Source organism: Buchnera aphidicola (Melaphis rhois), assembly GCF_005080745.1.
Lineage (GTDB): Bacteria > Pseudomonadota > Gammaproteobacteria > Enterobacterales > Enterobacteriaceae > Buchnera_B > Buchnera_B aphidicola_AT.
This window is the reverse complement of sequence record NZ_CP033004.1, coordinates 32,517-54,937: the sequence shown is the minus strand read 5'-3', so window position 1 is coordinate 54,937 and position 22,421 is coordinate 32,517. Positions and strand designations below refer to the sequence as shown.

15 protein-coding genes and 4 tRNA genes are annotated in these 22,421 nt (G+C 27.3%); 15 read left to right on the top strand and 4 right to left on the bottom strand.

Annotation, left to right across the window (positions count from 1 at the left end):
• Window positions 1-28: 28 nt before the first annotated feature.
• From argH to metF, 3 genes are all read right to left on the bottom strand, one after another.
• A complete protein-coding gene (gene argH / locus D9V73_RS00235) occupies window positions 29-1,405 on the bottom strand; it encodes an argininosuccinate lyase (RefSeq protein ID WP_158336267.1) in 1,377 nt (458 codons plus the stop codon).
• Between the two features lie 73 nt (window positions 1,406-1,478).
• The gene (locus tag D9V73_RS00230; RefSeq protein ID WP_410051759.1) at window positions 1,479-2,696 is read right to left on the bottom strand and encodes an argininosuccinate synthase; all 1,218 of its coding nucleotides are present in this window, start codon (window positions 2,694-2,696) and stop codon (window positions 1,479-1,481) included.
• A gap of 164 nt (window positions 2,697-2,860) precedes the next feature.
• On the bottom strand, window positions 2,861-3,748 hold the full coding sequence (metF, locus tag D9V73_RS00225; RefSeq protein ID WP_158336265.1) for a methylenetetrahydrofolate reductase: 888 nt from the start codon (window positions 3,746-3,748) through the stop codon (window positions 2,861-2,863).
• 158 nt (window positions 3,749-3,906) lie between these two features.
• On the opposite strand from metF, the gene murB reads away from it, so the two are divergent.
• Window positions 3,907-4,917, top strand: coding sequence for a UDP-N-acetylmuramate dehydrogenase (gene murB, locus D9V73_RS00220; protein WP_158336263.1), 1,011 nt, complete (start codon window positions 3,907-3,909; stop codon window positions 4,915-4,917).
• Between the two features lie 91 nt (window positions 4,918-5,008).
• Here the strand turns inward: murB and coaA are convergent, their stop codons facing one another.
• Entirely contained in the window at window positions 5,009-5,833 is an 825-nt protein-coding gene (gene coaA / locus D9V73_RS00215; RefSeq protein ID WP_158336261.1) for a type I pantothenate kinase, read from the bottom strand.
• Window positions 5,834-6,156: 323 nt separating this feature from the next.
• On the opposite strand from coaA, the gene D9V73_RS00210 reads away from it, so the two are divergent.
• The 14 genes from D9V73_RS00210 to D9V73_RS00145 all read left to right on the top strand — a co-directional run bounded on the left by D9V73_RS00210 (window position 6,157) and on the right by D9V73_RS00145 (window position 22,021).
• Window positions 6,157-6,229: transfer RNA gene (locus tag D9V73_RS00210), tRNA-Thr, on the top strand.
• A 28-nt stretch (window positions 6,230-6,257) separates the two neighbouring features.
• Window positions 6,258-6,339: transfer RNA gene (locus D9V73_RS00205), tRNA-Tyr, on the top strand.
• Between the two features lie 42 nt (window positions 6,340-6,381).
• Window positions 6,382-6,453, top strand: a tRNA-Gly gene (locus D9V73_RS00200).
• Between the two features lie 10 nt (window positions 6,454-6,463).
• Window positions 6,464-6,537, top strand: a tRNA-Thr gene (locus D9V73_RS00195).
• Window positions 6,538-7,111: 574 nt separating this feature from the next.
• The gene (gene secE / locus D9V73_RS02990) at window positions 7,112-7,294 is read left to right on the top strand and encodes a preprotein translocase subunit SecE (protein ID WP_158336764.1); all 183 of its coding nucleotides are present in this window, start codon (window positions 7,112-7,114) and stop codon (window positions 7,292-7,294) included.
• Window position 7,295: 1 nt separating this feature from the next.
• Window positions 7,296-7,841: a transcription termination/antitermination protein NusG gene (gene nusG / locus D9V73_RS00185; RefSeq protein ID WP_158336259.1), complete on the top strand. Its 546-nt coding sequence runs from the start codon at window positions 7,296-7,298 to the stop codon at window positions 7,839-7,841.
• 196 nt (window positions 7,842-8,037) lie between these two features.
• Window positions 8,038-8,469, top strand: coding sequence for a 50S ribosomal protein L11 (rplK, locus tag D9V73_RS00180; protein ID WP_158336258.1), 432 nt, complete (start codon window positions 8,038-8,040; stop codon window positions 8,467-8,469).
• Entirely contained in the window at window positions 8,470-9,174 is a 705-nt protein-coding gene (gene rplA, locus D9V73_RS00175) for a 50S ribosomal protein L1 (protein ID WP_158336257.1), read from the top strand.
• 282 nt (window positions 9,175-9,456) lie between these two features.
• Window positions 9,457-9,954, top strand: a complete 498-nt coding sequence (gene rplJ / locus D9V73_RS00170; protein WP_158336256.1) for a 50S ribosomal protein L10 — start codon at window positions 9,457-9,459, stop codon at window positions 9,952-9,954.
• A 67-nt stretch (window positions 9,955-10,021) separates the two neighbouring features.
• Entirely contained in the window at window positions 10,022-10,390 is a 369-nt protein-coding gene (gene rplL, locus D9V73_RS00165; RefSeq protein ID WP_158336255.1) for a 50S ribosomal protein L7/L12, read from the top strand.
• A gap of 253 nt (window positions 10,391-10,643) precedes the next feature.
• Window positions 10,644-14,672 (top strand): DNA-directed RNA polymerase subunit beta, encoded by a 4,029-nt coding sequence (gene rpoB, locus D9V73_RS00160; RefSeq protein WP_158336254.1) that lies wholly within the window; start codon window positions 10,644-10,646, stop codon window positions 14,670-14,672.
• A gap of 88 nt (window positions 14,673-14,760) precedes the next feature.
• Window positions 14,761-18,978 (top strand): DNA-directed RNA polymerase subunit beta', encoded by a 4,218-nt coding sequence (gene rpoC / locus D9V73_RS00155; protein ID WP_158336253.1) that lies wholly within the window; start codon window positions 14,761-14,763, stop codon window positions 18,976-18,978.
• A gap of 549 nt (window positions 18,979-19,527) precedes the next feature.
• Window positions 19,528-21,090, top strand: a complete 1,563-nt coding sequence (gene purH / locus D9V73_RS00150) for a bifunctional phosphoribosylaminoimidazolecarboxamide formyltransferase/IMP cyclohydrolase (protein WP_158336252.1) — start codon at window positions 19,528-19,530, stop codon at window positions 21,088-21,090.
• A 67-nt stretch (window positions 21,091-21,157) separates the two neighbouring features.
• Window positions 21,158-22,021 carry a YicC/YloC family endoribonuclease gene (locus D9V73_RS00145; protein WP_158336251.1) on the top strand — a complete coding sequence of 288 codons (864 nt, stop codon included), beginning with the start codon at window positions 21,158-21,160 and terminating at the stop codon, window positions 22,019-22,021.
• Window positions 22,022-22,421: the final 400 nt, after the last annotated feature.

The following is a 22,421-nucleotide window of genomic DNA, read 5'->3' as shown; positions in this document are numbered from 1 at the left end:
AAAACTAATATAGTTTATAATTAAATTATTAAAATTTGTATACTTCTTTTTTAGCTATATCAATAGCTTTTTGAATTTGTCGAGATGAAACTCCGCCTTTCGAATCTCTTTTATTAAAAATTGATTCTAATTTCAAACATTGATACACGTCTTTGTCAATATACTTACAATAATTTTGAAATATATTTAAATTTAATTTTTCCAATGATACATTTTTTTTTATCGCTGCTAATACAATTTTACCAGTAATGTGATGTGCATCACGAAATGTTACGCCTTTATTCACTAAATAATCAGCTAATTCAGTAGCATTAGCATAACTTTTTTTAGCAGCTTCTAAACAAATAATGTTATTAATTTCTAAATTTTCTAAAATTAAAACAGACATCAATAAACAATCACTCCAAGTGTCCAAAGATATAAATAAACCCTCTTTATCTTCTTGCATATCTTTATTATACGATAATGGTAATCCTTTTAAAACTACCAAAATACTTACTAAAAAACCAATAACTTTTCCAGATTTAGATCTTATTAATTCTAATGAATCTGGATTTTTCTTTTGAGGCATAAGAGAAGAACCAGATGTTACTTTATCTGATAATACTATAAATTGTGATTCAGAAGAATTAAAAAAAATCAAATCTTCAGAAAATCTAGATAGATGTATCATACCAATAGACGCAATTGAAGCTAATTCTACTACGTAATCACGATCTGATACACTGTCTAAACTATTTATAGTAGCTGATGCAAAACCCATTTCTTTAGCCAACTGATCACGATCAATATTCCAAGAAGTACCAGCTAATGCTCCACACCCTAATGGGCTAACATTTAATCTATTTAAAGCATCTTTTAAACGATCCATATCTCGGTTTAACATTGCTATATAAGCTAAACACCAAAAAGAAAAAGTAATAGGTTGAGCTCTTTGTAAATGCGTATAACCTGGAATAACAGTATTTTGATACCTTTCAGAAATATTAATGAAAGTTATTTTTAATCGATTTATTTGTTTTAATAAAACTCCAACTTTATATTTACACCACAATTTTAAATCAGTAGTTACTTGATCATTTCTACTACGTCCAGTATGTAACTTTTTACCAATAGTTCCTACTATATTAATTAGTTCTTTTTCAACCCAACTATGCACATCTTCTGAATCACTATTTAAAATTAGACTAGGATTTTTTATAACAGTATCTAATAAAGTATTTAATGCCTCTTCAATTTTTTTTTGCTCTGATTGTGTCAATATATTCGCGTTGAATAATGATTTTGACCAAGCTATAGAAGAAAAAATATCTTGTTCTACTAATCGATAATCAATTTTTAAAGAAGAATTAAATTTTTTAAAAAACGGATCAAGTTCATCTATAAATCTCCCACCCCATAACATTTTATGTGTACTCCGTTAACTACTTTTAAATATCATATTAAAATTATAATTTTATTATTTTAACTTATATCTTTTAATTCATGTTACTATTCATTGCGCGTATTCTAGAAGGCAAAGAAAATAATTTTATAAATCCATGAGCATCAGATTGATGATATACATTGTCTAATCCAAACGTAGCAAATTCTTTAGAATATAAAGAATTAGGTGAATATTTTTGAATTGGGGTAACTGTGCCCTTATATAACTCCAATACTACTTCACCGTTCACTTCTAAAGATAATTCAGTTGCTGATGCTTGAAGAGATTTTCGAACAGGACTAAACCAATTTCCATTATAAATTATATACGACATTTCCAATCCTAATATTTGTCTCCATTTAAAACTATCCTTGTCCAATACTAATTGTTCAATAGCGCGCAATGCATTAAACATTATTGTTCCTCCCGGGGTTTCATAACAACCTCTAGATTTCATACCTATTAAACGATTCTCAATAATGTCAATACGTCCAATTCCATGTTTTGATCCTATTTTATTTAATTTATTTAAACACTGAAACGGGGTTAAATAAACATTATTTACTGCTACTATACAACCTCGTTTTACTTTCAAAGAAACAATATCAGATATATCAGGTGCATTTTTAGGATTCACAGTCCATACCCAACAATCTTCTTGACATCGATTCCAAGGATCTTCAAGAATCCCTCCCTCTGTTGAAATATGCCAAGCATTCTCATCTCTACTATAAATCTTTTCAATAGTAGCAGTAGTTTTTATATTTCTTTCCTTTAAATATAACAATAACTCTTCTCGAGAACGTAAATTCCATTCCCTCCAGGGGGCAATTACTTTTAAATTAGGTGCTAAAGCAACGTATGTTGTTTCAAAACGAACTTGATCATTTCCTTTCCCAGTAGCTCCATGACATAAACCATCAGCATTTAATTTTAACGCTAACTCTACTTGAGCTTTTGCTATGATAGGGCGAGCTATAGCTGTTCCTAATAAATAACTTCCTTCATATAAAGCACCAGTTTTTAATATAGGATAAATATAATTTTCTACAAATTCCTCTTTTAAATCAGAAATAATGCACTCAGATGCTCCTGATTGTAATGCTTTTTCTTTAATATTATGTAAATCGTTTTGGGATTGTCCAATATCAGCAACAAACGCAATTACATCTGAACAATAATTTTCTTTAATCCAAGGAATAATAGCTGATGTATCAAGTCCACCAGAATAAGCTAATACCACTTTTTTAATAGTTTTTTTACTGATCATTATGAACCTTAAAATTGATATAATATATAGAATGTAATAAAATATTCACAACATATCTTAAATAAAAATTTTAATCTATTTACATTGCATATAAACGTTTAAATTATATATTATCAATATATAATTGAGATATAAAATGGTGAACATAAATATTATCATTTCAATTACTTAGAACGTGTTCCTAATATGTGACAAATAGAACTTACTACATCTGATTTGTTTAAAGTATAAAAATGAAAGTTTCTTACTCCTTCCTTATAAAGCACTTTAACAGTATCTATAGCTATACTCGATCCGATAATTTTACTAATTTTAGAATTATTTTCTAACCCATTAAACATATAATACATCCAATTTGGAATAGTTACATTACTCATTTTAGAAAATTTACATAACTGTTGAAAATTAGAAATAGGAAAAATGCCTGGAACTATATCTATAGTAATTCCATGTCGTATGCATGAATCTCTAAAACGCAAAAAATAATCAACATTAAAAAAAAATTGAGTAATAGCTCGATTAGCACCAACATCAATTTTCCTCTTTAAATTAACTATATCATAATATGAATTGTGAGCCTCAGGATGTACTTCTGGATAAGCTGCGACGGAAATGTCAAAATCAGCAACATTTTTTAATAACTTTATTAAATCAACAGCATACATATTTGGCTTATTATCATGATTTTTTACATCTCCTCTTAAAGCTATAATGTGACGAAAACCGTTATTCCAATATCTTTTTGCAATATTTTCTAACTCATCTTTAGACAAATCAATGCAAGTTAGATGAGGTACTGTTTCAATACCAGTTTGATTTTTTACTTGATTTGCAATATCATATGTACGATTTCTTTCCCCTAAAAAAGCTCCACACGTTACTGAAAAAAAGATAGGATTGAATAATTTTAATTGACTAATTACTTTCCAAAGATCTTCTTTGAGTACTTGATTTTTAGGAGGAAATAATTCAAATGAAATATTTATTTTATCACGTACGTTTACTAAATACTCATTTAACATTTCATAATAACGTGAATTAAATGAATTCATGTTAAAATTCCTTTTAAAAAATAGAACAATTTATAAAACTAAAATTACATCATTATGCTAAATACAACTATAATTTCATAATATGTTTCAAATAAATTGTAATTAAAAATAATAATCAACTAACATATAAATAATATTAAACAACAAAAAAAGAAAAAATGATATATAAAGATTATTCATTAAAAAAATTTCATACATTCAACATTAACGAATACGCTAAAAAAATTGTTATAATTAGAAATATAAACGATCTTATTCAAGTATGGAAAAAATGTAATAACAAAATTCCTTTTTTGTTTCTAGGAAAAGGAAGCAATACCTTATTTTACAAATATTATAATGGAGTCGTCGGTATCAATAAAATAGTTGGAATTAAAATTACAGAAAATCAAAAAAGTTGGTTAATATATGCCAAAGGAGGAGTAAAATGGCATGATTTAGTCATATATACATTAAAACTAGGAATTTACGGATTAGAAAATTTAGCTTTTATTCCTGGAACAGTAGGAGCGGCTCCGATTCAAAACATAGGAGCATATGGAATAGAATTTAAAGACATATGTGATTATGTAGAAATATTTTCTTTAATTTATTTTAGAAGCATCAAAATAAAAGCAGAACATTGCATGTTTAAATATAGAAGTAGCATTTTTAAAAATGCAAACCATTATAAATATATTATTTTAGCAGTTGGAATTAAAATAAAAAAAGCATGGAAACCAAACATTTCTTATTTAACATCAAAAAATATAAAATACGAAAATTTAACCGCTAAAATAATTCTTGATCACATTAAACATAATAGAAAGAAAAAACTACCTGACCCAATAAAAATAGGTAATGCTGGTAGCTTTTTTAAAAATCCAATAATCAGTCAAAAAAAAGCCAAAATATTATTATTGAAATATAAAAACCTACCTAATTATCCTGAAGAAAATGGTAACATTAAAATTTCAGCTGGATGGTTAATTGAACAATGTCGACTAAAAGGATATTCAGTCGGGGGGGCTCAAGTATATAATAAACAAGCGTTGGTATTGATAAATAAACATAAAGCTACAACAAAAGATGTATTAGTTCTTTCTGACTTAATACAAAACAAAGTCAAAAAAAAATTTAATATAATTCTTGAAAAAGAAGTTAAAATTATTAGGAATAAAAGTTGTTGACATAAGTATTAAAAAGTTAATAAAAAATCTTTAAAAAATTATAAAGCAATAATATTATTAAAAATTTAACACAACTATTTAAAGAAATAATTCAATAATATAAGATATCAATCTTATTTCTCAATTGAATATGATCAATATTATGATTATAACCTTTAGTTATAATAAAATTTGCATACTCTTTAGTCGGTAAAATATTGATTTTCAAGTTTTCATAATTAGTATTTTCCCATATTTGAGTTGCTATTTCCATAGCCTCTTTATAAGATATTTTAGAATAGTAATTAAAAAAAGATTCAGGAAAAAACTTCGATATATATCTCAACTTTAGAAAACGGTGAAGATACCATTCTTTTAATAACAAATCATCTGCATTAATATAAATTAAGAAATTAAAAAAATCTGATAAAGAAAAACAACCATTAGTTTTTATTTCATATAACCATGGATTTAACACATGTAAACCTTCTATAATAAAAATGTCTGTATTCTTTATAAGAATATTAGAATTTGGAATAATATCCTGATAAAAATGAGAATATACAGGAATTGTTATATTTCTAATACCATATTTTATATCAATTAAAAATTTTATTAAATTATTAATATTATATGTTTGAGGAAATCCTTTTTTTTTCATTAAATCTAAATCATATAGAATTCTATTAGAATATAAAAAACTATCTGTAGTAACTATGGAAATATTTTTTGAAACGAAATATTTTCTTAATACCATTTTTAGCCACTTAGATATAGTGCTCTTTCCAGACGCTACACTTCCTGAAATTCCTATAATATAAGGCTTTTTATTGTTACATCTGTAGTGTTTCTTATACATTATATCAGAATATAAAATATTTTTTAATAAACATTCGAAAAAATAATCTATATTAATATGAAAATTGACGTATTTCATTGTAATTCATGCATGTGTTCTTCAACTATATCTAAAAAAGTTTATTACCAAATTACAAATAGTAATTTTTGTTATACCAACTAAACATTTCTTGAATGTAGAATTATCTGAATTAATATTTAATATAACGTAATTTATAGCTGAATATAATTTATAGGAAATGAATAACATCTTTTATAATAACTATTATTTATATAAGATACTCAATTTATTATTTTTATGCAATATACAATTCTATAAACGTATTAATGAAATAATATGAAATTATTACTAAATTTTTATTGCATAAAACCAAATCTATACGTAATATGTTAAGTATAAAAGCCGGCTTAGCTCAATAGGTAGAGCAACTGACTTGTAATCAGTAGGTTACCAGTTCAATTCCGGTAGCCGGCATAATATAGTTATATATATACAAAATAAAGGTGGGATTCCCGAGTGGTTAAAGGGAGCAGACTGTAAATCTGACGTCATCGACTTCGAAGGTTCGAATCCTTCTCCCACCATGAAATATATGCTAAATTATATAAATAATTATATTATATCTTGCGAGCATCGTATAATGGATATTACCTTAGCCTTCCAAGCTGATGATGCGGGTTCGATTCCCGCTGCTCGCTGTACAATTTAGCTGATATAGCTCAGTTAGAGAGAGCACACCCTTGGTAAGGGTGAGGTCCCCAGTTTAAATCTGGGTATCAGCATAAAATATTATTTTAAAAAAATTATTTTTAAGATATTTTAAATAAAATTGCAATGTTTACATTTTCAATTTTATTTACATATTATTTACTTTTAAAACATTCACACATTCTTCTGATAAAATATTATTAATGTATTTAAAACAAAAACATTGCATGATAATGTGAAAATTTTATCGATATTTAAAACATTATTATTAATATCGTATTTATATCATAAATTCTATTGATATAAATAAAATTATGGAATTCCTAACTATACAACTTCTAATAAAACAAACATGACAAATTTAATTTTGCATTTTTATACACTTATTTATAGCAAATAAAATCTATCATTTTAAAGTATAACCTTATTTTAGATAACTAACGTTATAGGATAATAAATGATCAAAATTAATAAAAACACTAATATCTTAGAAACATTTAAATGGTTTGGAGTAAGCATATTAGTAATATTAGAATTTTTAAACCATTACTATTACACTAATTTATCTATTTTTTTACATAGTATCATAACAATATCGATAATTGGCATATCTATAAAAATAATATCTTTAACAAATAAAGGAAAGAGATTTTTTTTTTAATTCATGAAACTAAACAAGAAATCTACAAAATCACTTGGCCTAATTTAACCGAAACATTTCGAACAACAATCATTGTAATAATTACAACTTTCATTATTTCTTTAATTTTATGGGGACTAGATAACATTTTAATTCGACTTGTATCATTCATTACTAGTTTAAGGATATAATATGTATAAGAACCACAAAAAACGCTGGTACGTATTGCAAGCATTTTCTGGTTTTGAAGGACGTATCGCACAATCAATACGTGAACATATTAAATTAAATAATATGGAAGAGCTATTCGGAGATGTAATGGTACCAACTGAAGAAGTAGTAGAAATTAAAGCTGGAAAACGGAAAAAAAGTGAATACAAATTTTTTCCTGGATATGTATTAGTTCAAATGATTATGAACGAGTCTAGTTGGCATTTAATTCGTAATATACCCCGCGTATTAGGTTTCATAGGAGGTACACCAGATAAACCTTCTCCCATTACTAATAAAGAAATTAATATTATTCTAAATCGCCTCAAGCAAATCGGAGATAAACCTAGACCTAAAACAATATTCGAACCTGGAGAAATGGTAAGAGTTAACGATGGCCCATTTTTAGATTTTAACGGAATAGTAGAACAAGTAGACTATGAAAAAAATAGATTAAAAGTATCAGTTTCTATATTTGGAAGATCTACACCTGTAGAATTAGATTTTGGACAAGTAAAAAAAAATTAATATTTATATCAAATGTACTTAAAGTTCATTATATGTCTATAAGTTTAAGAGATATATTATAAATTGCTAAAAAAGCACTCTATTATTCAAAATATATGTTTTACTTTGAATATATTAGTACATATATTCAACACTATTAATAACAAAACAAGAAGTAATTTTATTCTTACATACTTAATTAATGAAGAAAACTGCCATGTCAAAAAAAATACAATCTTATATTAAATTACAAGTTTCAGCAGGCACAGCTAATCCAAGTCCTCCAGTAGGACCTGCTTTAGGTCAAAAAGGTTTGAATATCATGGAATTTTGTAAATTATTTAATGAAAAAACGAAACATTTAGAGAAAGGATTACCTATTCCAACCGTAATTACTGTATATTCAGACCGATCATTTTCTTTTATCATTAAAACACCACCAGCATCTATTTTACTAAAGAAAGCTGCAGGAATTAAGTCTGGTTCTTCCAAACCAAATACAGATAAAGTCGGAGAAATTACTTATCAACAAGTGATAGATATTGCAAAAATAAAAGAAATTGACATGACAGGATCTAACATTGAAAATATGACTAAATCTATTATAGGAACAGCTTGTTCTATGGGTTTAACTATAAAAGGAAAATAAATGAAAAGAACCACTAAAAAAATGCAATTTATGCATAATTTAATTGATCGTAAACAAATATACAATATTGAAAATAGCATTGTATTGCTTAAAAAAATGACAACTTCTAAATTTAATGAAAGCATAGATGTATCTATTAATTTAGGTATTAATCCTAAAAAATCAGACCAAAATATTCGAAATAGTACAATACTTCCTCATGGCATAGGAAAGCATATAAGAGTAGCAGTGTTTACACAAGGAAAAAACGTCGATATCGCTAAAAAATGTGGAGCAGAATACGTAGGATTAAATCAACTAATAAAAGATATTCAAATTAATGGTATTAACTTTGATATTGCTATTGCTTCTATTGATTCTATGAATACTGTGAGTAAATTAGGGCCAATATTAGGGCCTAGAAATTTAATGCCTAATCCAAAATTAGGAACAGTTACTAATGATATTGAAACAGCAATAAAAAATGCTAAACGTGGTCAAATATATTATAAGAACGACAAAAATGGAATAATACACGTTTCGATAGGAAAAGTTAATTTCGAAAATGAAAAAATAAAAGATAACTTAAATGCTTTGTTAGTATCTTTAAAAAAATCCAAACCAACGAGTGCTAAAGGATTATATATTAAAAAGATAACCATTTCTACTACTATGAGTGTAGGCATCAATATTGACTTAAATACTATTGGTAAAACAATTGTCTGATTTTTACTTTACGCTGAAAGAAAAATTCTTTATAATGAAAGATTCGTTTCTAAATTAATATCTATAATCGGTACTTTCAGTTTAAAATAAATTTAAATAATACTTGTTCACTATCTAAATATTAAAATATAAAAATTTAACTATTTTTATTATTTCAATAAATAAAAAATTAAAATGTTGCAAAACTATATAAATAAAATTGTTAACATTTCTATTTTAGTTTTTGTAATACAAACAAGATCATTTTAATTATTTTAACTAAAATTAGGAGCATATAAATTAATGATATTAAATTTTCAACAAAAACAAGAAATTGTTTCCAATATTAATAATATAACTAAACAGTCATTATCGATAGTTATTGCTAATTCGAAACATGTGAAAGTCAATGATATCACTGAATTACGATGCTTAGCTCGAAAAATAGGTGTAAAATTAGGCGTTTTTAAAAATACTTTAATAAAACTAGGTATAAAAGGTACTCAGTTTGAGTGTCTAAAAAAATTATTAACCGGTCCAGTATTAATGGGTTGTTCTAAAGATCATCCAAGAAGCGCTGCACGACTATTTAGACAATTTTCTGTCAATAATGTTAATTTTAAAATCATTGGAGCTGTTTTTAAAAAAAAAATATTACTAGCATGCGATATTAATACATTGGCTGATATGCCAACATATAACGAAGCAATTAGCCGATTTATAATAACTATAAAGGAAGCATCTATGGGAAAACTAATGCGTTCTTTTGTCTCTATAAAAAAAATGAAGGATGACAAATAAAATACAATTCATATTCTTAGAAATAATATTCAAAATTAATTTTTAAATATTATTGGGAACACATATCATGTCTATAACTAAAGAACAAATTTTGGAAGCTATATCAGAAATGTCAGTTATGAATATTGTAGAACTAATTTCTGATATGGAAAAAAAGTTTGGTATATCATCTGAAATACCAACAAATTCTTCATCTAATTCAACTTCGAAACCAATAGAAGAAAAAACAGAGTTTGATGTTATACTAAAATCTATTGGTAGCAACAAAGTATCAGTTATAAAATCCGTTAGAAGTGCTACAGGTTTAGGACTAAAAGAAGCAAAAGATCTAGTAGAATCAGCTCCAACTACAATAAAAACTCATATTACTAAAGCAGAAGCTGAATCTTTAAAAAAAATACTAGACGAAACTGGTGCTGAAGTAGAAATTCAATAAAAAAATTTTAGACTATCGCTTCAGATTATATATTAATCGCTGGTGATTCTAAGTCACCAGCCTTTTTCGTTCCATGACTTGTAATTTTAAATCGATTTTAATACTCATAAAATGCTTTAGTCATTCAATTATTTCGTTATTTTTATTTTATAAAATATGTAATTAAAAAATTATTTTCGAAAACTTTAAGATTACTATAGTTATTTTTAAAAATACAATAATAATTCAATTAATTGACTAATCGAGGAACCCTATGGTTTACTCTTATACCGAAAAAAAACGAATTCGTAAAGATTTTGGAAAACGTCCAAAAATACTTGATGTCCCATATCTTCTTTCTATTCAACTCGATTCATTCCGAAAATTTATAGAGCGAGATCCAAATGGCTTATATGGACTAGAAGCAGCATTTCGTTCTATATTTCCCATTTCCAGTTATAATGGTAACGCTGAACTACAATATATAGAATATTATTTAGGTAATACTACGTTTGATGTAAAAGAATGCCAAATCCGAGGATCAACTTATTCAATACCGCTACGTGTGAAACTACGCCTTATTATTTATGAACGAGAAACATTAGAAAAAACAATACGAGATATCAAAGAACAAGAAGTATATATGGGTGAAATTCCATTAATGACAAAAAATGGTACATTTATAATTAATGGTACAGAAAGAGTAGTTGTATCCCAATTGCATCGTAGTCCAGGCGTGTTCTTTGATAGTGACAAAGGTAAAACACATTCTTCAGGCAAGGTATTATATAATGCACGAATTATTCCATATCGAGGATCATGGCTAGATTTTGAATTTGACCCAAAAGATAATTTATTTATTCGTATTGATAGACGACGAAAATTACCTATAAGTATTATTTTAAGAGCATTAAACTTCACAACAGAAGAAATTTTAGATATATTCTTTGAAAAAAGTATTTTTAAAATATCGTCAAAAAAAATAATTATGATGCTAGTTCCTGAACAATTACGTGGAGAAACTGCAATTTTTGATATTAATTTTAATAATAAAATGTATGTAAAAAAAGGCCAACGTATTACTGCTCGACATATTTATTTATTAAAAAAAGACAATGTTAATTCTATAGAAGTGCCAATAGAGTATTTAGTAGGAAAAGTAACAGCAAAAGATTATTATAATTACAAAACGAAAGACATAGTTTTATCAGCTAATACTGAATTAAATATAGAAATAATTGAAAAATTAAAATCACATCAATTTTCTGAAATTCATACAATATTCACTAATGATTTAGATCACGGACCATATATTTCTGAAACATTAAAAATAGATCCTACTCATGATCGATCTAGTGCACTAATCGAAATCTATCGAATGATGCGTCCTGGAGAACCTCCAACACGTGATGCTACAGAAACTTTATTTGAAAATTTATTTTTTTCTGAAGAAAAATATGATCTATCATCTGTTGGTCGAATGAAATTTAACCGTTCTTTGTCAAGAACACAAACAGAAGGAAAAGGAACGCTTAGTAAAATAGATATAATCGATGTAATAAAGAAGTTAATTGCTATTAGAAATGGAAAAGGAGACATTGATGACATTGATCATTTAGGAAATAGACGAATAAGATCAGTGGGAGAAATGGCAGAAAACCAATTTAGAATAGGATTAATAAGAGTTGAAAGAGCTGTAAAAGAAAGATTATCTCTCGGTGATTTAGATATGCTGATGCCTCAAGACATGATTAATGCTAAACCAATTTCAGCAGCGATAAAAGAATTTTTTGGATCAAGCCAATTGTCTCAATTTATGGATCAAAATAATCCATTATCAGAAATAACACATAAACGACGAATTTCTGCATTAGGATTAGGTGGGTTAACTAGAGAAAGAGCAGGATTCGAAGTAAGAGATGTTCATCCTACGCACTATGGTAGAGTTTGTCCAATTGAAACCCCAGAAGGACCTAATATAGGTTTAATAAATTCTTTATCTGTATATGCAAGAACTAATACATATGGATTTTTAGAAACACCTTATCAAAAAGTTAGAGAAGGTATCATTACTAATGAAATAGAATACTTATCTGCTATTGAAGAAGGACATTTCGTTATTGCACAAGCTAATACAAATGTAAATCAAAAAGGGTATTTAGTTGATGATCTAATTACATGTAGACATAAAGGCGAATCTAGTTTATTTAGACCACATCAAGTAAATTACATGGATATTTCAACACAACAAATAGTTTCCGTAGGTGCATCGCTAATTCCTTTTTTAGAACATGATGATGCAAATAGAGCTCTAATGGGCGCTAATATGCAACGACAAGCCGTTCCTACGTTAATATCAGATAAACCTTTAGTTGGAACAGGAATGGAAAGGACAGTAGCTGTTGACTCCGGGGTAACAGAGGTTGCTAAAAGAGGAGGAATAATTCAATACATAGATGCATCTAGAATCGTTATTAAAGTAAACAAAAATGAAACATATTCCGGAGAAGCAGGAATCGATATTTATAATCTTACAAAATACACTAGATCTAATCAAAATACATGCATTAACCAAATACCATGTGTCACTCTAGAAGAAAAGGTAGAAAAAGGTGATGTACTAGCAGATGGACCATCTACTGATCTAGGTGAATTAGCACTAGGACAAAACATGCGTGTAGCTTTCATGCCGTGGAATGGTTATAATTTTGAAGACTCTATATTAATATCAGAAAAAGTTGTTCAAGAGGACAGATTTACCACCATTCATATTCAGGAATTAACATGTATTTCTAGAGATACAAAATTAGGATCTGAAGAAATTACATCAGATATACCTAACGTAGGAGAATCTGCATTATCTAAATTAGATGAATTTGGAATTGTATATATTGGCGCTGAAGTGAATGGAGGAGATATATTAGTAGGAAAAGTAACTCCAAAAGGAGAAACACAATTAACACCAGAAGAAAAACTATTAAGAGCTATATTTGGAGAAAAAGCTTCAGATGTTAAAGATTCTTCGTTAAGAGTACCCAATGGGGTATCAGGTACAGTAATTGATATACAAGTGTTTACTAGAGATGGAGTAAAAAAAGATGAACGAGCTTTAAAAATTGAAGATACACAGTTGCAACAAGCTAAAAAAGATTTAACAGAAGAATTTAAAATATTTGAATCAAGTTTATTTAATCAAATTAGATCAGTTTTATTATCATCAGGAATGAATATAAATGATTTAAATAAATTATCTCAACTAGAATGGTTAAAAATTAATATACATAATAAAAAATATCAAAAAAAGTTAATACAACTATCCTTACAGTATCAAAACCTTAAAAAAAAGCTTGAAAAAAAAATAGAAGTTAAACACAAAAAAATTACTCAAGGAGATGATTTAGCTCCTGGAGTTTTAAAAATTGTTAAAGTTTATTTAGCAGTAAAAAGACAAATTCAAACCGGTGATAAAATGGCTGGTCGACATGGTAATAAAGGAGTAATTTCAAAAATTAATCCTATAGAAGATATGCCGTATGATCAAAATGGAATTCCAATAGACATTGTGTTAAATCCTTTAGGAGTACCATCAAGAATGAATATCGGTCAAATTTTAGAAACTCATTTAGGATTAGCATCAAAAGGGATTGGGGATAAAATTAACGAAATGTTAAAAAATCAATGTGCTATTAAATCTATTCGAAAATTCATTCAAAAAGCATTTAATATAGGTGAAAATATTAGACAAAAAGTGGACTTAAGTAATTTTTCCGATAATGAAGTATTAAGTTTAGCCAAAAACTTTAAAAATGGAATGCCAATTGCAACACCTGTTTTTGATGGAGCAAGAGAAAGCGAAATAAAAGAATTATTAAAATTAGCAGAACTGCCATCTTCTGGTCAAATAACACTGTTTGACGGGCGAACTGGAGAAAAATTCGAAAGACCAGTTACAGTAGGATATATGTATATGTTAAAATTAAATCATCTGGTAGATGATAAAATGCATTCAAGATCTACTGGCTCCTATAGTTTAGTTACTCAACAACCATTAGGTGGAAAAGCTCAATTTGGAGGTCAAAGATTTGGAGAAATGGAAGTATGGGCATTAGAAGCATATGGTGCTGCTTACACTTTGCAAGAAATGTTAACAGTGAAATCAGACGATGTAAATGGACGAACAAAAATGTATAAAAATATAGTAGATGGAAATTATAAAATGGAACCAGGAATGCCTGAATCTTTTAATGTTCTATTAAAAGAAATTAGATCGTTAGGTATCAACATCGAATTAGAAAGCGATTAAAATGCAATGTTAATACTTACTTTCTTAAAATCTCTTATCGATTAATTTAGTTATCTTTAAATACCTACACTTCGACGGGAACTAATTCGTGAAAGATCTATTAAAATTTTTAAAATCACAAATTAAAACTGATGAATTTGATGCAATAAAAATTGCTCTTGCTTCCCCTGACATGATTCGATCTTGGTCTTTCGGAGAAGTTAAAAAGCCAGAAACTATTAATTATCGAACATTTAAACCAGAAAGAAATGGATTATTTTGCGCACGTATTTTTGGACCAGTAAAAGATTACGAATGTTTATGTGGAAAATACAAACGATTAAAACATCGTGGAGTTATTTGTGAAAAATGTGGAGTAGAAGTCACTCAAAGTAAAGTACGAAGAGAACGAATGGGTCATATTGAATTAGCATCTCCTATCGCACATATTTGGTTTTTGAAATCGCTACCATCAAGAATTGGATTATTACTAGATATGCCATTACGAGATATCGAAAGAGTACTGTATTTTGAATCTTATGTTGTAATCGAAGAAGGGATAACTAATCTCAATAAACGTCAAATTTTAACCGAAGAACAATATTTAGACTCATTAGAAAAATTTGGTGATGAATTTAATGCACAAATGGGAGCAGAAGCCATACAAACATTGCTAAATAACATGAATTTAATACAAGAATGCGAAACTTTAAGAAAAGAACTAAAAAATAGCAACTCTGAAACTAAACGAAAAAAGTTAACAAAACGTATTAAGTTATTAGAATCATTTATACAATCACATAATAAACCTGAATGGATGATTTTAACTGTTTTACCTATTTTACCTCCTGATCTTAGACCTTTAGTTCCGCTAGATGGAGGACGATTTGCTACATCAGATCTAAATGACTTATATCGTCGAGTTATTAACAGAAACAATCGTTTAAAACGCTTATTAGAATTATCAGCACCAGATATTATAGTTAGAAATGAAAAAAGAATGCTACAAGAAGCCGTAGATGCATTATTAGATAATGGCAGAAGAGGTCGAGCAATAACAGGTTCAAATAAACGTCCATTAAAATCGCTTTCCGATATGATCAAAGGGAAACAAGGTCGGTTCAGACAAAACTTGTTAGGAAAAAGAGTAGATTATTCTGGAAGATCAGTAATCACTGTTGGACCTTACTTGCGTTTACATCAATGCGGTTTACCTAAAAAAATGGCTCTAGAGCTATTTAAGCCATTTATTTATGGAAAATTAGAAATAAAAGGATTAGCTACTACAATTAAAGCAGCAAAAAAAATGGTAGAACGTGAAGAATCTATTGTATGGGATGTATTAGATGAAGTAATTCGAGAACATCCAGTATTATTAAATCGAGCACCGACTTTGCATAGATTAGGTATTCAAGCTTTTGAACCAGTTCTAATTGAAGGTAAAGCTATACAATTGCATCCATTAGTATGTGCAGCGTATAATGCAGATTTCGATGGGGATCAAATGGCTGTACATGTTCCACTAACGTTAGAAGCTCAATTAGAAGCTCGTTCATTAATGATGTCTACTAATAATATTCTATCTCCTGCGAATGGAGAACCAATTATTGTACCTTCTCAAGATGTAGTATTAGGACTGTACTACATGACTCGAGAAAAAATAAATGCAAAAGGAGAAGGTATGATATTAAATAACCCACAAGAAGCTGAAAGAATATATCGAATGGGATTAGCTGAACTGCATGCTAAAGTAAAGGTAAGAATTTCAGAATATCATCTTATAGAAAATACAAAATTTTTAAAAACGAAAAAAATAATAGATACTACTATAGGAAGAGCAGTTTTGTGGATGATTGTACCAAAAGGATTGCCTTTCTCTATTGTTAATCAAGTATTAGGTAAAAAATCTATTTCCAATATGTTAAATATTTGTTATCGAATATTAGGATTAACATCGACTGTAGATTTTGCAGATCAAATTATGTACACAGGATTTACCTATGCTGCACGATCAGGCTCATCGGTAGGTATTGATGATATGGTAATTCCAAAAAAGAAAATTGATATTATTACAGAAGCAGAAATTGAAGTAGCAGAGATACAAAATCAATTTCAATCAGGGCTTGTTACATCAGGAGAAAGATATAACAAAGTTATTGATATTTGGGCTGCGGCTAACGAAAGAGTAGCAAAAGCTATGATGAAAAATTTATCAACAGAGTCCGTTATAAAAAACAATGGGGGGGAAATAGTACAACAAATTTCTTTTAATAGTATCTTTATGATGGCAGATTCAGGTGCTAGAGGGTCAGCAGCTCAAATTAGACAATTAGCTGGAATGAGAGGTTTAATGGCTAAACCAGATGGTTCTATAATTGAAACACCTATTACAGCTAACTTTAGAGAAGGATTAAATGTGTTACAATACTTTATTTCTACTCATGGTGCACGAAAAGGATTAGCGGATACTGCATTAAAAACAGCAAATTCAGGATATTTAACTCGTCGTTTAGTAGATGTAGCTCAAGATTTAGTAGTAACTGAAGACGATTGTAATACACATGAAGGTATAATTATGACTGCTGTAATAGAAGGAGGAGATGTTAAAGAACCATTACGAGAAAAAGTTTTAGGTCGTGTAACAGTAGAAAATATCTTAGAATCTTGCTCGGCTAACATATTAATACCCAGAAATACATTACTAAATGAAAAATGGTGTGATATCTTAGAAAAAAATTCTATAGATAGTGTTAAGGTAAGATCAGTAGTAAACTGTGAAACTAATTTCGGCGTTTGCGCAAATTGTTATGGAAGAGACTTAGCTAGAGGCAATATTGTTAAAAAAGGAGAAGCAATTGGAGTTATCGCAGCTCAATCTATTGGAGAACCAGGTACTCAACTTACAATGCGAACATTTCACATTGGCGGCGCTGCTTCAAGAGCGGCAGCAGAATCCAATATACAAGTAAAAAATGTCGGAACTATAAAATTAAGTAATGCTAAATCTGTTATTAATTCTGAAGGAAAAATAATAATTACTTCACGTAACGTAGAGTTAAAAATTATTGATTCATTTAAAAGAACAAAAGAAAGTTATAAAGTACCATATGGAGCAATAATTGCTAAAAAAAATAAAGAAAAAGTTAAACCAGGAGAAATAGTAGCAAAATGGGATCCACATACTATTCCAGTGATTTCTGAAGTCAATGGATACATTAAATTTATCGATATGATTGATGGTCAAAGTATTACCAGACAAACAGATGAATTAACAGGATTAACATCTATAGTTATACTAGATACGTCAGAACGAAACATTCTTGGGAAAGATTTACGTCCATCACTTAAAGTAATAGATTCATATGGTAAAGACGTTTTAATTACTGGTACCGACATGCCAGCGCAATATTTTTTACCAGGAAAAGCTATAGTTCAAATTGACAATAATATTAAAATTAGATCAGGAGACACGTTAGCCAGAATTCCGCAAGAATCAGGAGGCACAAAAGATATCACTGGAGGTCTACCAAGAGTAGCTGATCTGTTCGAAGCTCGCAGACCAAAAGAACTAGCGATATTAGCTGAAATCAGTGGTTTTATTTCTTTTGGGAAAGATACCAAAGGGAAAAGACGATTAATTATTATACCATATGATGGCAATGATTCATATGAAGAAATGATTCCAAAATGGAGACAACTCAATGTGTTTGAAGGAGAAAGAGTTGAAAAAGGAGATATTATATCTGATGGACCAGAATCCCCTCATGACATTTTGAGATTAAGAGGTGTTCAAGCTGTAACAAAATACATTGTTAATGAAGTTCAAGAAGTATATCGTCTTCAAGGAGTGAAAATAAATGACAAACATATTGAAGTAATAGTCAGACAAATGTTACGAAAAGTAACAATTATTAAACCTGGAAATTCAGAATTTCTTACTGGAGAACAAGTAGAATATTCCCGAGTAAAAATGTCTAACCAAATATTAAATAATAAAGGAAAAATATTAGCGACGTTCTCAAGAGATTTATTAGGAATTACTAAAGCATCTCTTGCAACAGAATCATTTATATCTGCAGCCTCTTTTCAAGAAACAACAAGAGTATTGACAGAATCAGCGGTATCAGGAAAAAAAGATGAACTAAGAGGTTTAAAAGAAAATGTTATTGTTGGTCGATTAATTCCCGCTGGAACGGGATATGCTTACCATAAAAAAAGATTAAATCGTCGTCGTAAAGAAAAAAATACTAATCCTAGTTTGTCTTCCTCTGTCAGTGCAGAAGAAGCATCAGCTAATTTATCAGAATTACTAAATTCTACTTTATAAATTATAATAAAAAATAAACATTTGCCATGTATGTGAATGTTTGTTTTTTTATAATTTATATAAAACAGTCATAATTAAAATCAATATGTTCATAAAATGTAATTTAAACTGTATACATGTTATTTAAAATTTTTTATATAATTTAATAAAAAAATAAATATAACTTATACAAATACTGTTTTAATACAATTGATAAAAAACTTCAAAATTCTTTAATAAATTTTAACATTTTTTTAAATACATAAAAATATATTTTTGCTTTTTAATAAAGTTGAAATTATTTAAAATAATTCAATTACAACATACTTAACGTAAATTTACAATAATCAACATAATGATAATTATCATATGAAAAGTAAGATATTATGTAAAAAAAATAATAACACTCATGTTAATTATAAGATATATTTTAGAATATAGTAACGTTCTTAAAATATTAATATAAAATTCAATAATAGCAACTAATCTATTTTATTAGTAAATTTTTTAATTTAAAACACGAACTTTAAAATACAGTTATATTAACTTTTCTACATTCGAACTTAAAACATGAAAAATAATAAAATAATAAATAATGCATTAATTAGTGTCTCTAACAAAACTGGAATTATAGAATTTGCTAGACATCTTGTTCAAAAAAACATTAATTTATTTTCTACTTCTGGAACCAAAAAAATATTAGATAATGAAGGAATTAAATCTATACATATTTCTGAATATACAAATTTTCCTGAAATAATGCGTGGAAGAATTAAAACGTTGCATCACAAAATATATGCTGGAATATTATCTGATCCAAATAAAGATCAAGAAACAATGAAATTACATGAAATAATTAAAATAGATTTAGTTGTAATAAACTTTTACTCATTTTCTAAAATATCAAGTAAAACAGAATTACATCATAATGATATAATCGAATTAATTGATATTGGTGGCCCAACTATAGTTAGAGCAGCTTCAAAGAATTATGAAAATGTTGTTGTCGTGGTTAAACCTAATAATTACTATGACATAGTACAAGAAATGAATGTTAATAATAATAAAATTTCTCAAGAAACACGTTTGAAATTAGCTAATATTGCGTTTCAATATGTTTTGAATTACGACTATGGTATTAGTAAATATTTTTCAAATATATCTAATAATACTAACTCTTCTAGCGATTTACCAAAATATCTACATTATGTTTTTAAAAAAAAACAAAACCTAGCATACGGAGAAAATAAACACCAAAAAGCAGGATTATATATTAATTTATCTAATAATTACAAAATTGTTCAAATTCAGGGAAAAAAATTATCTTATAATAATCTTTCCGATGCTGATATAGCGATATCTTGCGTTCAAGAGTTTAAAAAACCAACTTGTATAATAATTAAACATGGAAATCCTTGCGGGGCAGCAACTTCACATGATCATATTTCTGCTTATTTATCTGCTTATAATTCAGATCCTACTTCTGCATTTGGAGGTGTAATTGCTTTTAATAGTACTATTGAGGAAAAAGCAGCAAATGTCATTATCAACCAACAATTTGTAGAATTAATTCTTGCTCCCTATATCACTGATTCTGCCTTAAAAATATTTTCTAAAAAACCAAATATAAGAATTATAAAATATTGTAATCAATATAATAATACAAAACAATTAAATATACAGTCAATTAATGGAGCTTTTTTAATACAAACAAGTTCTTTTGATGTTATTAGCCAAAAAGATTGGAAAGTAGTCAGTAAAAAATTACCTACTTTAAAAGAAAAATGCGATGCATTATTTGCTTTAAAAATTGTTAAATATATTAAGTCTAATGCTATAGTATATGTTCGAGACTTAAAAACCATTAGTATTGGATCAGGTCAAACTAGTCGAATTGATGCTATTAAAATTGCAACAATAAAAGCAAACGAAAATAAAGTTAATTTAAAAAAATCTACTATAGCATCAGATGGATTTTTCCCATTCAAAGATAGCATCGAAATTATTGCTAAACAGGGTACTTCTTGTATCATTCAACCTGGAGGATCAATTAGAGATAAAGAAGTAATTGCATCTGTTGACCAAAATGCAATTTCTATGATTTTTACAAAAAAAAGATATTTTAAACATTAATATAAATTATTTATTTATACATTATACTTATCCAACGAATTAATATTAATCTTGAAGAGGTTAGACTATGATATATAGTATGACAGGATATGCAAAAGAAAAAATCAATAGAACATGGGGTAGTGCTATTTTCGAAATTCGTTCGTTTAATCATCGTTATTTAGAAATTAATATTAGATTATCAGAAGAATTCAGAGAATTAGAACCACTAATTCGAAAGTATATTAGATCCCATTTAAATCGAGGGAAAATAGAATGCAATTTACAATTTGAATCCAATAAATATGCAATACCAGCTAAATTTATTAATACCTCTTTAATTAAACAACTAATTAAGTATATAAAATACATTAAATTAAACATTCCCGATGGAATAGTAAATATAATTGACTTATTAAATTGGCCAGGAGTAATAAATTTAAAAAATAATAATATAGATAAAATTTCTTCTGAATTATCAGAATTGTTTAAAAAAACCATTAAGCAATTACTAAATTTTAGAAAAAATGAAGGTATACATCTAAAAAAATTAATAGAAACTAAATTGTTTTTTATACAACACAATATTAAAATTATAAGAAATAATATAACTCAAATTGCAAAATGGCAAAAAAAAAGAATTGTAGAAAAAGTAGAAGAACTGAAAATAGATATAGACCAAAATAGATTAAATCAAGAATTATTTTTTATAATACAAAAAACTGATATTTCAGAAGAACTAGATAGAATTGATATACATATTTTAAAGACGTTCTCTATACTAGAAAATAGTGAACCTATCGGACGAAAATTAGACTTCGTTATGCAAGAGCTAAATAGAGAAGTTAATACGTTATCTTCAAAATCTTCAAGCTTTGATATTCACTCATCTGTAATTGAAGTTAAAGTGTTAATTGAACAAATTAGAGAACAAAGTCAAAATATTGAGTAGAAGTTAATATTTATTAATATAAATAATTAAATATTGACTTTAATTAAATTAAAATATTCAAGATACAATAATAAATTTTAGTTTTGTTAATATATAGTTTTTAAATAGTAATTTGTGAAACTATATTTATTTTCATATAATCTATTATGTTAATAATATTATTTAATTTTAATAAAAATAACACATTAAGATTATTTAAAACGTATAGATAATTATTTATATTAATATTTAACTGCATTTTAATATATGTTTCGCAATGTATTATACTAAATTCAAGATAGTATAATTTAGATAACTAATTCTATTACAATTTTGACAATTCATTAAACGAAATAATACATAAAGCTTATTTTTGTAATTTTATAAAACAATTTTTCTAAAATACCCATCTTGCTTTAAA